Source organism: Labedaea rhizosphaerae (genome assembly GCF_004362825.1).
In the GTDB taxonomy this organism is placed as follows: domain Bacteria; phylum Actinomycetota; class Actinomycetes; order Mycobacteriales; family Pseudonocardiaceae; genus Labedaea; species Labedaea rhizosphaerae.
Genome location: NZ_SNXZ01000001.1, coordinates 711,770 through 727,259, shown reverse-complemented (window position 1 = coordinate 727,259; position 15,490 = coordinate 711,770). Strand labels below are relative to the sequence as shown.

Sequence of the window (15,490 nt, the reverse complement as noted above, 5' to 3'; positions counted from 1 at the left end):
GCTCTCCCTCCCCCTGACTCAGCCGACGCGGCGGCGGTAGGCGCGGAACGCGAGCGGGAAGAACACCACCGCGATCGCGAGCGCCCACAGGAACGCATACGCGGCGTGATCGGCCCACGGACCGCCGTTAAGCAGGCCACGTGCGGCGTCGGTCAACTGCGTGACCGGGTTGATCTTCACCCAGCCCTGCAGCCAGCCCGGCATGGACGAGGTCGGCGCGAACACGTTGCTGCCGAACGTCAGCGGCATGATGAACGCGACCAGCACACCCGGCACCGCCTGCGGCGACTTGACCAGCATGCCGACGAACACCGACACCCAGCACAGGCACAGTCCGAACACGACCATCAGGGCGATGACCAGCAGGAACGAGCCCGGATCGGTGTGCACCCGGAACCCGAGGATCACCGCGGTGATCACCAGCACCGCCATCGCGACCAGGTACCGGACGATGTCCCCGAGCACGGCGCCCACCAGCGGCGCGGACCGTGCGATCGGCATGCTCCGGAACCGGTCGAACACGCCCTTGGTGATGTCCGTGTTCAGCGCGGTTCCGGTGCCGAGGCTCGCGAACGCGATGTTTTGCACCATGAGGCCGGGCATCAGCATCTGCAGGTAGGCGTGCGTGTCGCCGGCGATCGCGCCGCCGAACAAGTACACGAACATGAAGAGGAACAGGATCGGCTGCAGGGTGACGTCGAGCAGCGTCTCCGGGTTCTTGCGGATCTTGACGATGTTGCGCCCGGCGAGGACCAGCGAGTCGCGCAGCGCGTCGATGGGTCCACGGCGCGTGATGACGGTGTGCCGGGGCGCGGCCACGGTCGCGGCGGTCATGCGTTGCTCCTTTCCGGAACGCGGGCCGCGTCGGTGTCCGATGAGGACTTGCGGCCGGTGAGTGACAGGAACACCTCGTCGAGGCTGGGCAGTCGCAAGGCCAGCTCGTCGGCGGTGATGCCGGCGTCGTCGAGGCGACGGACGACGGCGGACAGCAGCATCGGGTCGGCGACCGGCGCGGTGAGCAGGCCGGTGTCGTCGTCCCGCAGCGGCTTGGTGCCGGTCAGATCGGCGAGGATCGCGGCGGTGGCGTCCATGTCGACCTGCAGCGTCGGACGAACCTGCAGCGTCTGACCACCCGTGTGCCGTTTGAGCTCATCGGGCCTGCCGGTCGCGATGATGCGGCCGTGGTCGACGACCGTGATGAGGTCGGCCAGCTGGTCGGCCTCGTCGAGGTACTGGGTGGTCAGCAGGACGGTGACGCCGTCGTCGACCAGCGTGCGGACGGTGTCCCAGACCTCGTTGCGGCTGTGCGGGTCGAGCCCGGTGGTGGGCTCGTCCAGATAGAGGACGTCCGGTCGGCCGACGAGGCTCGCGGCCAGGTCGGCCCGCCTGCGCATGCCGCCCGAGAAGGTCTTGATGGAGCGCTTGGCGGCGTCGGTCAGCTCGAACCGCGCGAGCAGCTCGGCGGCCCGGATCTTGGCCTGCGGCTTGCTGAGGCCGAGGAGCCTGCCCAGCAGGACCAGGTTCTCGGTCGCCGAGAGGTCCTCGTCGAGCGAGGCGTACTGGCCGGTGAGGCCGACGAGGCTGCGGACCTGTGTGGACTGTTTCACCACGTCGTAGCCGGCCACCCGGGCCCAGCCCGCGTCGGGACGCAGGAGCGTGGCCAGGATGCGGACGGCGGTCGTCTTGCCCGCGCCGTTCGGGCCGAGCATGCCGAGGATCTTGCCGCCCGGGACGGCCAGGTCGACGCCGTCGAGCGCGGTCGTCTTGCCGAACCGCTTCACCAAGCCCTCGGCTTCGATGGCGTTGGTCATCGTGTTTCCCCCTGTGTGGGTCGCTTGCTTGGTCCCAAGATGCGCCCGTCCGCTGCCAGCGCCCGCACACGCCGCTGTCAAACCCCCTGCCAGCCCGCTGTCACACCACCCCGAATCCAGCGGGCTTAATCCCGCCCCACCTCCTGACCAGCCCAAACAGGATTCAGCGGGCTTAATCCCTCGACGTGTGCCGCGGGTTCATCGGGCTTGATCCCAGGGGTTGTGCTGCGCCCTGGTGGATTCAGCGGGCTTGATGCCAGCTCCCGTGTGCGCGGACGTTCAGCGGGCTTGTTCCCGAGAGCCGAGTTGGTGGGGCGGTGGCTGCTCTGGGCGTCTGACGTCGGTGAGAGTCCGGTCGGCGTTCAGCGGGCTTGTTCACGGGGAAGGCACGGACGCCATTGGCGGGATGTGGATGTGGGCCTGACCTGGGTGGGAAGCGTTGCCGGGGATTCAGCGGGCTTCACGAGGGGTGGGGCACTCGCGCATCGACTGGATGGGACGTGGGTCTGACCTGGGCGGGAAGACGTGCCGGGTGTTCAGCGGGCTTATTCACGGGGAGCGAAGGTGGGGTGTGCTGACCTGGGTGGGAGGGGTGCGGGGGCGTTGAGCGGGCTTGTTCACCGGGGGAGAGGGAGGAGTGGGGGTGGGGTGTTGGTGGTGAAACGGAGGTGGGGGTGGGGGAGATCGGATACAAAGGTGGAGTGAGCGGGGGTGGCGGTGCTTGAGGAGTTCGAGCAGGTTGAGCAACCACGGCGGTGGCGGCCGGGTGGCCGGTTCGTCACCGGGCTCTGTGGCGTGCTCACCGTGCTTTGGCTCGGGTACGGCACGGTCCGGCTGGTCAGCCTCGACGACTTCGGTGGGTTCGGGTACTTCGCGGTCGCGCTGGCGCTGACCCCGTACGTCGTCGCGGGCGGTGCCGGCCTCGGCGTCCTGATGATCATCATCGGGCGGCGCAAGCCCGCGTTCGTGCTCATCTGCGTCACGCTGGTGCTCGCCTCGCTGGTCAGCCCGCGCGTGCTGCGAAACGACCAACCCGACGCCACCGGACTGAACGTCCGCGTCCTCTCCGCCAACCTCCGCCTCGGCCAAGCCGACGCCCAGCACCTGGTCGACCTGGTCCGCGACAACCACGTTCAGATCCTCGCGATGCAGGAGCTGACCCCGGTCGAGGTGTCCGAACTGGACGCCGCGGGCCTCAGCCGGCTCATGCCCTACAACGTCTACCGCGCCGAGCCGGGCGGCTCCGGGTCCGGCATCGCCTCGGTCTTCCCGCTGCGTGAGCTCGCGGAGGTCCCGAACACCACCTTCCAGATGCCGGTGGCCATCGTGGACCTGCCCGGCAACCAGGACGGCGAGATCGTCGACGTCCACGCCAAGCCGCCCATCCACGACTTCGCCACCTGGAGTTCCGAGCTCCACCACCTGCCCGATCCGCTGCCCGCGGGGCGGGTGCGGATGGTCGTCGGCGACTTCAACGCGAGCTTCGACCACGCCGCCTTCCGGAACGTGATCAACCGCGGCTACCGCGACGTCGCCGAGCAACTCGGCGACGGTCTGGTCGCCACGTGGTCGCAGCCCTGGGTGCCCGCGATGACCATCGACCACGTGCTCATCGACCGCCGGACCGCCGCCCGCGGTTACGCCGTGCTCGACCTGCCCGGCAGCGACCACCACGCGATCATGGCCGATGTGCAGATCCCCGATCACGACCCGACGGCGCCACCGGTCTGAGCCAGTCGGTTGTCCAGTTCGGCCAAGGCGAGTGCGGCGTTCATCGGCAACGAGATCCCACGGCCGTGCCGGATCTCCGGCTCTCTCGGGTTGATCCGGATCAGCGCACCGGACGATGCGCTGGCCAGCTCGGCCCGGCGCCGGACGGTCGGGATCGCCGTGCCGGCACCGAGTTCCACCGCGACGAGCCGCGCGCCACGGTTGCGCCGGCTCCACGCGTTCACCTCGTCGAGGATGCGCTGGCTGCGCGCAGGCACCCAGTCATAGTCGCCGAACATGAGGATGTTCGGCCGCGCCAGCGCGCCGCAGTGCGGGCACGACGGCAGCTCGCCGACCGCCCGCATGCTCTCCGGATCGATCTCGATGGCCAGGTCGTCCGCCGGCCACACCGCTTGCCGGCACGGCAAAACGCACTGCAGGTGGTGGATCGAGCCGTGCACCTCGGCGACGTGCTCGCCGTCGAACCCGGCGACCTGGAACTGTCCATCCACATTGGACGTGAAGACCCGGGCCTCGCGGGTGTCAGCCCAGCGACGCAACACCGTGAAACCGCTGTGCGGCTTGGTCCCCCGGTACAACGCCAAGCGGTGCCCGTAGAAACCCCAAGCCAGCGCGGGATCCTGCACGAAGTGCACCGGATCGGCCAGCTCCACGAACCGCAGGCCAAGTCGCTCATATGGCGGGTACGCCTGCCAGAACCCCTCGTCACCACGGAAGTCCGGCAGCCCGGAATCGACGCCCATGCCCGCGCCCGCACACACCAGCAGCGCGTCGGCCGAGGCGATGAGCTCGGCGGCCATGTCGAGCCGATCGGTCACCGCGACAGCCTACTTGTGCAACGAACCGGGGTAGAGGAACACGTCGGTGGGCTTGGTCGTGCCGCGGAACCAGGCGTCGAAGAACTTGTCGAGGTTCTGCCCGGAATCCTGCTCCGCCAACGTTTGGAACTGCTCGAACGTCGCGTTGCCGTCTCGGTGCTGGGCTGCCCAGTCGTGCAGCAGCTTGTCGAACGCGTTGTCGCCGATCTGCCGGCGCAACGCGTGCAACGCGACCGGTCCCTTGGTGTAGACGGCCGTGAACTCGTTGCCCTGCCCCATGTCGTAGAGCTTCCCGGCCCAGAAACCCTTGCCGGCGCCCGACACCGTCGACCGGTAGAGGTCGTCGAGGTTCTTGCCCTCCTTGGCCTCCGACCACAGCCACTGCGCGTACGAGGCGAAGCACTCGTTCATGCAGATGTCCGCCCACGCGTCGACCGAGACCGAGTCGCCGTACCACTGGTGCGCGTTCTCGTGCACGACCGTGTTCAGATCGGTCCACTGCGCGTAGATCGGGCGGGTCTGCGTCTCCAGTGAGAAGCCGATCGAGTCGGCGAGGTAGATGCCGCCCGCCGCGCTCTGCGGGTACGGGCCGAACTTCGACGACAGGAACGCGATGATCTCCGGCAGCCGCGCCTCGATGGACTTCTTGGACTCCGCGCCGGGCGCGTACGCGCTGACGATCGGGGTCCCGCCGGGCAACGTGCCGCGGTCGAACGTCCAGTGGTCGATGGCCACCGTGGTCAGGTACGACGCCACACGGTTCGGTTCGGTCCAGTGGTACGTCGTCCAGCCGCCGGACTTCGCCGACTTGCCCTCCTTGCCGTTGGAGATGACGCTCCACCCGTCGGGCACCCGGGCCGCGAGCGTGAACGTCGCCTTGTCGCGCGGGGTGTCGTTGACGGGGTACCAATAGGCGGCCGAATGCGGCTCGCCCGCGACGAACGCGCCGCCTGACGTGCTGATCTGCCAGCCGTTGACGCCGAGGTTGCCTTCCTCGGCGGACATCGGCGTGCCCGAATAGCGCACCCGCGTGTGGAAGGTGCCGCCGGCCGGTTTCCCAGGCGTGATCACCAGTTCGTGCGCACCGCTGCGGGCGAACTTCGCCGGTTTGCCCTCGACCTCGACCGACTTGACCGTGAACCCCTTGAGGTCGAAGTTGAACACCTTCAGCGGGGCCTTGGCTGTTGCCGTCACCGTGGTGTCGCCGTCGAGGTGCCTGGTCTTCGGGTCGTAGCTGATGGTCACGTCGTAGCCGAGGACGTCGTAGCCGCCGTTGCCGTCGTCGGGGTAGTACGGGTCACCCGCACCGGCTTGACCCGCGGTGGCGCTCGGTCTGGGACTGGGCGGCGAGGTCGGCGTGGGACCCGACGGCGCGGACACGGTGCACCCGGCCGTCGTCGCGACGAGCAACGCCAGAACGGTGGCGTGCCGCAACCGCATCGACTCTCCCGTCCGTGGGCTTCGCCCGCCATTGTGACTGGCGGAGGGTAACGCCGTGGTGGGATTGCGGCATGGGCGTCGTCGAGTTCGGTGGGGACGGGCCGGGCATCCTGCTGCTCCACGGGTTGATGGGACGGGCGCGGACCTGGTGGTCGTGCGCGCAGTGGCTGACCGGTTACGGCCGGGTGGTCGGGCTGGACGCGCGGGGACACGGCCGCGCGCCCCGGTCGCCGGCCGGCGCGCGGACCGAGGACTTCGCCGACGACGCGGCCGAGGTGATCACCTCCCTCGACCTCGGGCCCGCCGTGGTGATCGGGCACTCGATGGGCGGGCTGCACGCGTGGACGCTGGCCGCGCGCCACCCCGAGCTGGTGCGCGCGATCGTGGTCGAGGACATGGCGCCCGACCAGCGGGGCAAGACCGTCGACGCGTGGCGCGGCTACTTCGAGTCGTGGCCCGTGCCGTTCCAGTCGCTCGCCCACGTGCGGCAGTTCTTCGGCGCGCAGGGCGAGTACTTCATCGAGTGCGTCGAGGAGCGCGACGACGGCTATCACCTGCTCGCGTCCCTGGACGACCTCTACGCCATGGCCGGCGAGTGGGGTGAGCGGGAGTACTGGTCGCTGGTCGAACAGGTGCGGTGCCCGTTGCTGGCGGTCGAGGCCGAGCACAGCGCGATGCCACCTGGTCAGATGGCGCAGCTGCCGGTCCGGGCGGCCGGCGGTGGGCGGCACGTCGTGATCGCGGGCGCGGGTCACGTGGTGCACGACGACCGGCCGCTGGCCTACCGAGGCGCGGTCGAGGCGTTCCTGTCCGAGGTCATGCGGCGCTGACCACGACTTCGGTGTCGCCGGTGGTCGTGTCCGTGACGACGATCTCGCGCACCTTCGCCCGGATCGGCGGGACCGGGAACACCGCGGCGAAACCGGCGACGACCTGCGCGTCGGTGACGCCTCGCGCCAAGGTGCAGTGCGGCATCCACGACCCCGGCAGGTAATAAGCCTGCTGATTCCGGACCTGCCCGGCCAGGACGTCGTGCACGGCCGTGTGCACGGCGATCAGCTCGGGATCGGTGACCGCGGCGAGCATCAGCACGTTCTCGCTCGCGGTGAAGGTCGACAGCGACGCCAGCCAGACGCTCGGCAGGGCCAGCATGCGGAGCTCGGCGCGCACCGCGTCGCGCGCCTTGCGCGGGATGGCGCTCGCCGCGGCCAAGGTCAGGTGCGGCGGGAACGCGTCGGGCACCGGAATGCCGGCCTTCGCCAGCTTCCGCCACACACCGCGGATCGCGGTCTCGGCCTCGTCGTCGAAGTGGATCACGAGCGCCTGCATGCGGTCAGCCTGCCAGACGTGCTGGGCTACCCGGACCGACGTCGGGCCCGGCTTGTGCCGCCGGGCCCAACGTTTCGTCCACTGGGTTCGTCTGCTGGGTTCGTCTACTGGCTGAGCAGTTGTTTCCACGTCTGCGTGTCGACGACCTGCGCGGCGTGCCGACCGCGTTGCAGGGCCTTCACGGCCTCGGCGGCCTCACCGGTGTCACCCGGCTTGACGGTGCGGACCAACAGCGGCCAGGTGCCGGCGCCGAGCAGCCCGCGTTCGTCCGGCGTGTGCTTGCTCGCGTAGCAGGGTTCGTACGCGACCTTGCGGGCAACGGCGAACTGGCGCACGGCTTGCTCCGTGCTCGCGCCGTAGGTGCCGTCGGCACGCACATTGACGCCGTTGGCTCGCAGGAGGTGTTGTGCCGCAAGGACTTTCGGGCCGGTGCTGCCCGGCTTGAGCAGCGGCCAGTTCGCTTGGGGTGCGACCGAGACACCGAGGATGCCGCCCACGGCGCTGCGCAGTTCGGGCAGCCGCCCGTACAGGACCTCGCCCGGGCACTCGGTGTTGTTGAAGTCGCGGTGACCCTTGATCATCTCGGGCGCGATGCCGTACTGGCTGGCGATGTAAGCCACGAGATTGACCAGCGAGTCCCACAGGGCCTGCGGCACGTCGACGGTGGAGTAGAGGCCCTCGTTCTCGATGCCGATGACCTCGCTGTTGTGGTTGGCGACGTTGGCGCCCATGCAGTGGGTCGTGCCGCTTTGCAGTGCCTGCAGGCTCTTGTGCCGGCCCTCCATGACGTAGCCGCCGCGGCTGTTGGTCAGCTGCTGGCCGGTGTCGATCCAGCCATTCGTGTCCATGTGGAGGTTCTGGATGTCGCGGGCGACCTGGAAAGCGTGGGCCCGCGAGGTGTCGGTGCTGTTCGCACCCGCGGTGTGATGGACGACGATGTAGACGGGTTTGTAGTTGAGGATCTGGATCGTGCCGTTCGGCGGTCGCGCGTTCCAGTCGGCGCAAGTGGCGATCTGTGGTGCGCTGATCTTGCTGCCGACGGTTCCGCGTTGCGCGCCGGCGATGGCGGGAACGGCGATCCCGGCCGCGCCGACCGCGCTGACGGCGAGGCCGGCCCGTAACAGGACGCGGCGGTTCATTTCAGGGGTGGTGCCCATCTTCGATCTCCCTCGACGTGGGTTGCGGGCAACCCAGACCGGTGACTGGCGCGCCACCGAACGTAGTTGCCCGACCACGTTCCTGACAACCCTTCCCCACTTACACCCCTACTTAGTAACCCTCTAACACCTCTCCTCTTCCCCTCCGCTCACCCCCGCGTTCAGCGGGCTTATTCCCCGGCGCCACCTCTGACCTGCGACTCCGTGATTCAGCGGGCTTAATCCCGCGCGGGCTCGATTCGACTCTTGGCCGGTCCCAGACGCGAAGAAGGTTCAGCGGGCTAATTCTCGCCGGACACCAGGCCCCTCGACGGCCGCCGGTACCGGCCTCGGCGGCGAGGCGGCTGCAGGGGCGGACGGGCGTGCCGGGTGGGCGTGGAACGTGAAGGTAGTTCAGCGGGCTAATTCCCCGAGGGGCGGCTGACCTGCGGGTTTGGGTTTAGCGGGCTTAATCCCGGGCGGGGTGGGGGTTGGGGAGACGTGAAGGAGGTTCAGCGGGCTAATTCCTTGAGGAGGGCCGTGGGCTGGGGGTTTGGGAATTAGCGGGCTTGTTCCGCCGTGGGGTGTTCGCCGGGGAGGGTGAAGAGGCCGTCCGGGGTTTGTTCGATGAGGCCGTCGACGAGGAGGGAGTCCAGGCATCGGTCGCGTTGGGGCGCGTCGTGCCAGGCGAGGTCGAGTTGGGGGCGGGTGACCGGGCCGGTGGTGTCGCGCAGGACGTCCAGGAGGCGACCCCGGACTTGACGATCCGTGCCCGCGAAGCGTTGGACCGGTTTGGCCGGGCCGTTGTAAGCGGGACGACCGGCGAGCTGCCACGCGCACGTCGCGAACACCGGACAGTCGGCACAGCGAGGACCGCGGGCCGTGCAGATCACGGCACCCAGTTCCATCAGGGCGGCCGAGACCTTGGCAGCCGAAGCGTCGTCGGGCGGCAACAGCACCTCGACGTCGGCCATGTCGCGGGTGGTCGACGGCGGACCGGCGTCACCCGCGCCGTGCACTGACCGGGCCACCACCCGCCGGACGTTCGTGTCGACGACCGGGCACCGCTTGCCGTATGCGAAAGCCGCCACCGCCCGCGCGGTGTATGCCCCGATACCGGGCAACGCAAGCAAGGTGTCCACATCGGATGGAACGACGTCGTCGTGCGTCGAAGCGATCGCAGCGGCCGCCGCGTGCAGCCGCAACGCCCGGCGCGGATAGCCGAGCTTGCCCCACGCCCGCACGACATCGCCCTGCGAAGCCGCGGCCAGCGACGACGGCTTCGGCCACCGCGCCATCCACTCGTGCCAGATCGGCTCGACCCGCGCGACCGGGGTCTGCTGCAGCATGATCTCGCTGACCAGCACGCCCCACGCGGTGCAGTCGTCCCGGCGCCACGGCAGGTCCCGCGCGGACTTGTCGAACCACTCGCTCAACACATCGACGTCCATACGGACGCCGATTCTGTCAGGCGAGGACTTCCTCCAGCGCGGCGGTGTTCACGTCGTAGACGAACCCGCGCACCTTGTCCCGGTAGGGCACGAACGGGCTGCGCCGCACCCGTTCCATCGACTGCCGGACGCTCGCCTTGACGTCGCGGAAAGCTTCCACCGCCCACGGCGGCCGCAGTCCGGTGTCCGCCTCGAGTTCGTCTTTGAACTCGTCGTCGGTGATCGTCATCATCCCGCACCGCGTGTGCTGCATGATGATCACTTCGCGCGTCTCGAGCTTGCGCTGGCTGATCGCGAGCGAGCGGATGATGTCGTCGGTCGCGATGCCGCCGGCGTTGCGCAGGATGTGCACCTCGCCGTGCTTCAACCCGAAGACGTCGAAGACCTTGATCCGGGCATCCATGCAGGTCACGACCGTCACATGCAGACCGGGAACCGGACTCAGGATCTCCGGTGCGCCTATGTCGGTGCCGTCGAGGTGCCTTCGTACCAGGTCGTCGATCCCGCTCATCGCCTCACCCTCCCGCGCTCACGAGCATTGCAGTGCCGTGATAGCAGTCGTGACAAGAGGATTGGATGAATGTCACGCTCCGAGATGGTCGAACAGCGAATATGACCCGATCGTGGCGAACCATATACATCGCTTCGCGTGCTTGCGGCGTTACCGTCTGCCGATGATCGAGTCGGAGGCGGTCTATTGGCGCAGGCGCGCCGCAGCGGTGGTGGCCACGATCGTGGCCGTCTTCCTGCTGGCGTGGATCATCGGCGGCCTGATCGGGGACGACGGTCCCGGCGATCCCGGACCGCCGGACATGGCGGGCCTGCGTGACACGAGAACGTCCGTCCCGCCTTCGTCCCCGCCGCCGATGAGCAGGTACACGAAGACCTCTGGCCCGACGACGACGGCGCCGCCCACGACGACCAAGAAGTCCCAGCCGAAGCCCCAGCCACCGCTCAAGTGCGTCGACGCCGCCATCACCATCACCGCGCAACTCGGCGCATCGCACTACAAGGTTGGTCAGCACCCGCTGATGAAGATCGTCATCAGCAACGACGGCCAGCTCCCGTGCACCCGCGACATCAGCCGCAAGCTGCGCGAGCTGGTCGTGGTCAGCGGCGACGGGGTGAAGCGCTTGTGGTCGAGCAACGACTGCGCGACTCCCGAGCCGGACAAGGACGTGCGCCTGCTGCAACCCGGCCAGAAGGTGACGTTCTCGATCACGTGGGCCGGGCGGACCTCAGCAAAGGGCTGCCCCGCGGACCGCTCGACGGTGCCGGCCGGGCGGTACTACGTCGTCGCCAAGCTCGGCAAACTGGCGAGTCGCCCCGCCCAGTTGAAGCTCACCGACTGACGGGGATTCAGCGGGCTTAATCCCGCGTGGGGTGGTTGACCTGGGGATTCACGGGCCGAACCAGCGCTCCTCGGCGGTGCGCGGCTGCGCCGAGGTGCTGCCCACGATCAGCTCGGTTGGCAAGGTGATCTCGCGCGGCCGGCCGCGGTCCACGGTGTCGAGCAGCAGCGTGCCCGCCGCGCGTCCTTTGTCGAGCATCGGCTGGCGGACCGTGGTCAGCCCGGCCCGCTCGGCGTCGGCGATCCCGTCGAAGCCGGTGATCGACAGGTCCTGCGGCACCCGCAGCGCCCTTCTCTTGGCTTCGGCGAGGGCACCCAACGCGAGGATGTCCGACGTGCAGATCAACGCCGTGACGTCGCGGTGTTTGTCCAGTAACTGCGCGGCTGCCGACGCGCCGCTGGCCTGGCTGTGGTCGAACCGCTCGACCACCGGCACGCCGGCCCAGTCGACGCCCGCGGCCGAGAAGGCCTCGTTGAGCGCCGCGAGCCGGGCCTTCTGCACGTGGAAGTGGGCGGTGCGCTGGCGGTCGATGGCCGCGAAGCCGTCGTTGCGGTCGCGGGCGAGACGCATGCACAGCACGCCGACCTTGCGGTGCCCCAACGTGATCAGCCGCTGGGCGAGTTGCGCGATGGCCGCGCGGTCGTCGATCCCGACGCGGTCGACGCCCTCGACGCGGGGCTGGTCGCACACCACGGTCGGCACCGGCCGGGACAGGACGGCGGCGAGGTGCGGGTCGTCGTCCGGTACTGAGTAGACGATGAAACCGTCCACACCGGCACGGTGGACGGCCGTGATGTCCTCCCGTTCCGGGTTGACGGGCACGAGGTGCAGACCCTGGCCCGCGCCCTCGCACGCGAGCGCGACGCCTTCGAGGAACGCGAGCGCGGCCGGGTCGCGGAACGCGTACGAAAGGTTCTCGGTCAGAAGTAGACCAACCGCGCCGGCCTTGCGGGTGCGCAAAGAACGGGCCACGGGGTCGGGTCCCGGGTAGCCGAGGCGGCGGGCGGTCTCCAGCACGCGGCGGCGCAGTTCCGGCGAGAGTTGGTCGGGCCGGTTGTATGCGTTGGAAACGGTGGTCCGCGAGACCCCGAGTTCCGCGGCGAGCGAGGCAAGGGTTGCCGGCCTTCGCACATGCATGGAACGCGCCATGTAGGGGACCGTAACGGTTCAGAACCAATTGCAGAAGGGCGCCACCCGCAGCCCACATCCGCGAAGACGTGGCGATTGGCACAACCACCCGGTTGGTGGAACGCGGTGGCGGAGGCGTTGTAGAGTGAAGACGACAACGGTTTCCATTATCTCTATCGAGGGTCCCTGGGAGTGGCGATGCGGCGATGGATGACACGCACGGTGACGGCCTTCGCAGTGCTCTCAGCAGCAGGCTTTGTCGCGACCGCGTGTAACAGCGCGGGCGGTGCCACGCCGGGAGCCGACGGCAAGATCTCCGTCGTCGCGTCGACCGACATCTGGGGGAGCGTCGCCAAGGCGGTCGGGGGTGACGACGTCAACGTCAAGGCCCTGCTCGCCGACCCGGCCGCCGACCCGCACGCCCACGAAGGCGACGCGGCCGAAGCGACCGAACTGGACGGTGCCGCCCTGATCGTCTACAACGGCGGCGGTTACGACGACTTCTTCGCCGACATGGTCAACGCCGCGGCCCAGGACGCGCACAAGGTCGTCGCGTTCGACGTGTCCGGCCACTCCGAAGGCGACAACGAGCACGTCTGGTACGACCTGCCGACCGTGAAGAAGGTCGCCGACAAGATCGCCCAGGAACTGGGGGCCATCGCGCCGGATCGCAAGGCCGCCTTCGACGCCAACGCCAAGACCTTCGACGGCAAGATCGACACCTTGATCACCGCGGTCAGCGGCATCGGCAAGGCGCACCCCGGACGCAAGGCCGTGGCGACCGAACCCGTCGCGAAATACCTGCTCGACCTGGCCGGCGTGCAGGACGTGACGCCGGAGGACTTCGCCGAGGCCATCGAGCAGGAGTCCGACCCGTCGGCGAACGCGGTCAGCGAGATCACCGACCTGATCGCCGGCAAGAAGGTGTCCGTGCTGATCAACAACGTCCAGACCGAGACCACGTTGACCAACACGTTGGTCGGCGAGGCGCAGAAGGCGGACATCGCGGTCGTGGCCGTATCCGAGACGTTCCCGGCGGGTGAAAGCGACTACGTTGGCTGGATGACCAAGCAGGTGAACGGGCTGGCAGCGGCCGTGGCGAAAGAATGACCATGCACGAAACGGCTGGCGTCACCGCGACGGTCGAGGGCCCGGGCCGCGGTCCGGTGGTCGCGCTGTCCGGCGCCACGCTCGCTTATGGCAACCGTGTTCTCTGGCGCGGGCTCGACCTGAACGTCGAGCCGGGCGAGTTCGTCGCGGTGCTCGGCCCGAACGGCTCAGGCAAGACCAGCCTGCTGCGTGTGCTGCTTGGTCTGCAGCGCCTGACCAGCGGCACAGCTCGGATCGCCGGCGCCGACCCCGGCTCGGGAAACCGGCGGATCGGATACATCCCGCAGCAGCGTGCGCTCGACCCGGCGCTGCGGCTGCGCGGCCGCGACCTGGTCGGACTCGGGTTCGACGGGCACCGGTGGGGCATGGGCATCGGCGGCGCGCGGGTCCGGCGGCAGCGGGTGGCCGAGGCCATCGAGGCGGTCGGCGCGGAGGCGTTCGCCGATCAGCCGGTCGGCCTGCTTTCCGGTGGTGAGCAGCAGCGGCTGCGGGTGGCGCAAGCGCTCGTCGGGTCGCCCGAAGTGCTGTTGTGCGACGAACCGTTGCTCTCGCTCGACCTCGCCCACCAACGCGCGGTGAGCGAACTGATCGACCGCACCCGGCGCGAGGCCGAGGTGGCCGTGCTGTTCGTGACGCACGAGATCAACCCGATCCTGCCGCTGGTCGACCGGGTGTTGTACCTGGTGGACGGCCGGTTCCGGATCGGCCCGCCCGACGAGGTGATGACGTCGGAGACGTTGACCGCGCTGTACCGGACGCCGATCGACGTCGTGCGGGTGCGTGGCCAGATCCACGTGGTCGGCGCGCAGAGCGGCCTTTGTGAAGATCAGCCCCACCACCACTTGGACGACGAACCGTGATGGACCGCCTCTTCGACTTCACGCTCACGGCTGACCTGCTGGGGCGACCCTTCGTGCAGACCGCGCTGCTCGCGGGCGCCATCCTCGGCCTGCTCGCGGGCGTGCTCGGGCCCTTGATCATCAGCCGCAACATGGCGTTCTCCGTGCACGGGACGAGCGAACTGTCGTTCACCGGCGGCGCGGCGGCGTTGCTGCTCGGCATCAACGTCGGCTTCGGCGCCCTGGCCGGGGCGATCGTGGCCGCGGTGATCCTGGGGGTGTTGTCGCGGCGCAGTTCGGAGCACGACTCGGTGATCGGCGTGGTGCTCGCGTTCGGGCTGGGCGTGGGTGTGCTGCTGCTGTCCTTCTACAAGGGACGGTCGTCGAACAAGTTCGGGCTGCTCACCGGGCAGATCATCGGCGTGGACACCCAGGGGCTCGAGCTGCTCGGCGGGTGCGCCGTGGTGGTGCTCGTGGTGCTGGCCGTGATCTACCGGCCGTTGCTGTTCGCTTCGGTGGATCCGGAGGTGGCGGTCGCGCGGGGCGTGCCGACCCAACTGCTGACGCCGGTGTTCGCGGTGTTGGTCGGCGTGGCGACGGCGATGGGCGTGCAGACCGTCGGCGCCCTGCTCGTGCTGGCGTTGATGATCACGCCGGCCGCGGCGGCGTGCCGGGTCACGTCCAGTCCGCTTCGGGCGACGATCCTGTCGGTGATCTTCGCCGAGGTATCGGCGGTGGGCGGCATCATCCTGTCGCTCGCGCCGGGCAAGCCGATCAGCTCGTTCGTCACGGCCATCTCGTTCGTGATCTACCTGATCTGCCGCCTCGTCGACTACCTCCGCTCCCACGCCCGCTCCACCACCACCCCCGCTCCCACCCCAGCCTGACCCACCGCGGCGTTCAGCGGGCTAATTCCCCCACCCCCTCCTGACCTGCACCTTCCTCGACTGCCAAATCCGAAAGTGATTCAGCGGGCTAATTCCCCAGACCTTCCCTGACCTGCGCCGACGGGATTCAGCGGGCTTGATCCCGCGCCGCCCGCGAGGCCTCGATCCCGACCGCTCACCTCCGCCCGCGTTCAGCGGGCTTATTCACGGGGACGCGCGCTGACCTGCCGATTCGGGATTCAGCGGGCTTAATTCGACACCGCCGTGAGGTCTTGATTCCGACCGTCCATCGCCGGCGGCGTTCAGCGGGCTTGTTCCCTGGGAGGTGCACTGACCTGCGGGGTTGGGATTCAGCGGGCTTATCACCTGCTGCTCGTGGCGGGCCGGGTTTGGTGGCTGGGGGTGGGCGGCGTTCAGCGGGCTTGTTCCGGGGAAGGTGCGCTGACCTGGGGTTTGGG

The 15,490-nt window shown here is 69.0% G+C and carries 15 protein-coding genes; 6 read left to right on the top strand and 9 right to left on the bottom strand.

Translation table 11 applies throughout. The features are described from left to right. Positions 1-18: 18 nt before the first annotated feature. Positions 19-834 (bottom strand): ABC transporter permease, encoded by an 816-nt coding sequence (locus EV186_RS03175; RefSeq protein ID WP_133847562.1) that lies wholly within the window; start codon positions 832-834, stop codon positions 19-21. After that, complete coding sequence (locus EV186_RS03170; protein ID WP_133847561.1) at positions 831-1,811, bottom strand: ATP-binding cassette domain-containing protein; 981 nt, start codon at positions 1,809-1,811, stop codon at positions 831-833. Before EV186_RS03170 ends, EV186_RS03175 begins: the two co-directional genes overlap by 4 nt. 711 nt (positions 1,812-2,522) lie before the next feature. Here EV186_RS03170 and EV186_RS03165 point away from each other — a divergent pair. Further along, on the top strand, positions 2,523-3,542 hold the full coding sequence (locus tag EV186_RS03165; protein WP_133847560.1) for an endonuclease/exonuclease/phosphatase family protein: 1,020 nt from the start codon (positions 2,523-2,525) through the stop codon (positions 3,540-3,542). Here the strand turns inward: EV186_RS03165 and EV186_RS03160 are convergent. Both EV186_RS03160 and EV186_RS03155 read right to left on the bottom strand, forming a co-directional pair. Then, entirely contained in the window at positions 3,515-4,360 is an 846-nt protein-coding gene (locus tag EV186_RS03160) for an SIR2 family NAD-dependent protein deacylase (RefSeq protein WP_424981925.1), read from the bottom strand. The genes EV186_RS03165 and EV186_RS03160 overlap by 28 nt on opposite strands. Positions 4,361-4,369: 9 nt before the next feature. After that, a complete protein-coding gene (locus tag EV186_RS03155; protein ID WP_133847559.1) occupies positions 4,370-5,800 on the bottom strand; it encodes a M1 family metallopeptidase in 1,431 nt (476 codons plus the stop codon). A 71-nt stretch (positions 5,801-5,871) separates the two neighbouring features. Between EV186_RS03155 and EV186_RS03150 the strand changes: the two genes are divergently transcribed. Next, positions 5,872-6,630: an alpha/beta fold hydrolase gene (locus tag EV186_RS03150; protein ID WP_133847558.1), complete on the top strand. Its 759-nt coding sequence runs from the start codon at positions 5,872-5,874 to the stop codon at positions 6,628-6,630. On the opposite strand, the gene EV186_RS03145 is transcribed toward EV186_RS03150, so the two are convergent. The 4 genes from EV186_RS03145 to EV186_RS03130 all read right to left on the bottom strand — a co-directional run bounded on the left by EV186_RS03145 (position 6,617) and on the right by EV186_RS03130 (position 10,227). Next, positions 6,617-7,129, bottom strand: coding sequence for a 2'-5' RNA ligase family protein (locus tag EV186_RS03145; RefSeq protein ID WP_133847557.1), 513 nt, complete (start codon positions 7,127-7,129; stop codon positions 6,617-6,619). The two genes, EV186_RS03150 and EV186_RS03145, sit on opposite strands and share 14 nt — an antisense overlap. A 104-nt stretch (positions 7,130-7,233) precedes the next feature. Beyond that, positions 7,234-8,286, bottom strand: coding sequence for a peptidoglycan recognition protein family protein (locus EV186_RS03140; RefSeq protein ID WP_133847556.1), 1,053 nt, complete (start codon positions 8,284-8,286; stop codon positions 7,234-7,236). A 539-nt stretch (positions 8,287-8,825) separates the two neighbouring features. Then, a complete protein-coding gene (locus tag EV186_RS03135; RefSeq protein WP_133847555.1) occupies positions 8,826-9,716 on the bottom strand; it encodes an HhH-GPD family protein in 891 nt (296 codons plus the stop codon). Between the two features lie 16 nt (positions 9,717-9,732). Next, positions 9,733-10,227 carry a beta-class carbonic anhydrase gene (locus EV186_RS03130; RefSeq protein ID WP_133847554.1) on the bottom strand — a complete coding sequence of 165 codons (495 nt, stop codon included), beginning with the start codon at positions 10,225-10,227 and terminating at the stop codon, positions 9,733-9,735. A gap of 163 nt (positions 10,228-10,390) precedes the next feature. On the opposite strand from EV186_RS03130, the gene EV186_RS03125 reads away from it, so the two are divergent. Continuing rightward, positions 10,391-11,068, top strand: a complete 678-nt coding sequence (locus EV186_RS03125; protein WP_133847553.1) for a hypothetical protein — start codon at positions 10,391-10,393, stop codon at positions 11,066-11,068. A gap of 48 nt (positions 11,069-11,116) precedes the next feature. Here EV186_RS03125 and EV186_RS03120 read toward each other — a convergent pair whose 3' ends face one another. Continuing rightward, the gene (locus tag EV186_RS03120) at positions 11,117-12,217 is read right to left on the bottom strand and encodes a LacI family DNA-binding transcriptional regulator (protein ID WP_133847552.1); all 1,101 of its coding nucleotides are present in this window, start codon (positions 12,215-12,217) and stop codon (positions 11,117-11,119) included. Positions 12,218-12,418: 201 nt separating this feature from the next. Here EV186_RS03120 and EV186_RS03115 point away from each other — a divergent pair, with 201 nt between their 5' ends. From EV186_RS03115 to EV186_RS03105, 3 genes are read left to right on the top strand one after another with little or no spacing between them, the layout of a single operon-like run. Then, positions 12,419-13,306 (top strand): metal ABC transporter solute-binding protein, Zn/Mn family, encoded by an 888-nt coding sequence (locus EV186_RS03115; RefSeq protein ID WP_243753795.1) that lies wholly within the window; start codon positions 12,419-12,421, stop codon positions 13,304-13,306. Positions 13,307-13,308: 2 nt separating this feature from the next. Then, the gene (locus EV186_RS03110; RefSeq protein WP_133847550.1) at positions 13,309-14,166 is read left to right on the top strand and encodes a metal ABC transporter ATP-binding protein; all 858 of its coding nucleotides are present in this window, start codon (positions 13,309-13,311) and stop codon (positions 14,164-14,166) included. Then, positions 14,166-15,032 carry a metal ABC transporter permease gene (locus EV186_RS03105; RefSeq protein ID WP_133847549.1) on the top strand — a complete coding sequence of 289 codons (867 nt, stop codon included), beginning with the start codon at positions 14,166-14,168 and terminating at the stop codon, positions 15,030-15,032. The genes EV186_RS03110 and EV186_RS03105 overlap by 1 nt, the downstream gene beginning before the upstream one ends. The last annotated feature ends 458 nt before the right edge of the window (positions 15,033-15,490 follow it).

Bases quoted from the DNA above. Each gene is read 5' to 3' on its own strand.
- EV186_RS03130 (WP_133847554.1), bottom strand. From the start codon at position 10,227: ATGAGCGGGATCGACGACCTGGTACGAAGGCACCTCGACGGCACCGAC.
- EV186_RS03135 (WP_133847555.1), bottom strand. From the start codon at position 9,716: ATGGACGTCGATGTGTTGAGCGAGTGGTTCGACAAGTCCGCGCGGGAC.
- EV186_RS03175 (WP_133847562.1), bottom strand. From the start codon at position 834: ATGACCGCCGCGACCGTGGCCGCGCCCCGGCACACCGTCATCACGCGC.
- EV186_RS03125 (WP_133847553.1), top strand. From the start codon at position 10,391: ATGATCGAGTCGGAGGCGGTCTATTGGCGCAGGCGCGCCGCAGCGGTG.
- EV186_RS03105 (WP_133847549.1), top strand. From the start codon at position 14,166: ATGGACCGCCTCTTCGACTTCACGCTCACGGCTGACCTGCTGGGGCGA.
- EV186_RS03140 (WP_133847556.1), bottom strand. From the start codon at position 8,286: ATGGGCACCACCCCTGAAATGAACCGCCGCGTCCTGTTACGGGCCGGC.
- EV186_RS03120 (WP_133847552.1), bottom strand. From the start codon at position 12,217: ATGGCGCGTTCCATGCATGTGCGAAGGCCGGCAACCCTTGCCTCGCTC.
- EV186_RS03170 (WP_133847561.1), bottom strand. From the start codon at position 1,811: ATGACCAACGCCATCGAAGCCGAGGGCTTGGTGAAGCGGTTCGGCAAG.
- EV186_RS03155 (WP_133847559.1), bottom strand. From the start codon at position 5,800: ATGCGGTTGCGGCACGCCACCGTTCTGGCGTTGCTCGTCGCGACGACG.
- EV186_RS03110 (WP_133847550.1), top strand. From the start codon at position 13,309: ATGCACGAAACGGCTGGCGTCACCGCGACGGTCGAGGGCCCGGGCCGC.
- EV186_RS03145 (WP_133847557.1), bottom strand. From the start codon at position 7,129: ATGCAGGCGCTCGTGATCCACTTCGACGACGAGGCCGAGACCGCGATC.
- EV186_RS03150 (WP_133847558.1), top strand. From the start codon at position 5,872: ATGGGCGTCGTCGAGTTCGGTGGGGACGGGCCGGGCATCCTGCTGCTC.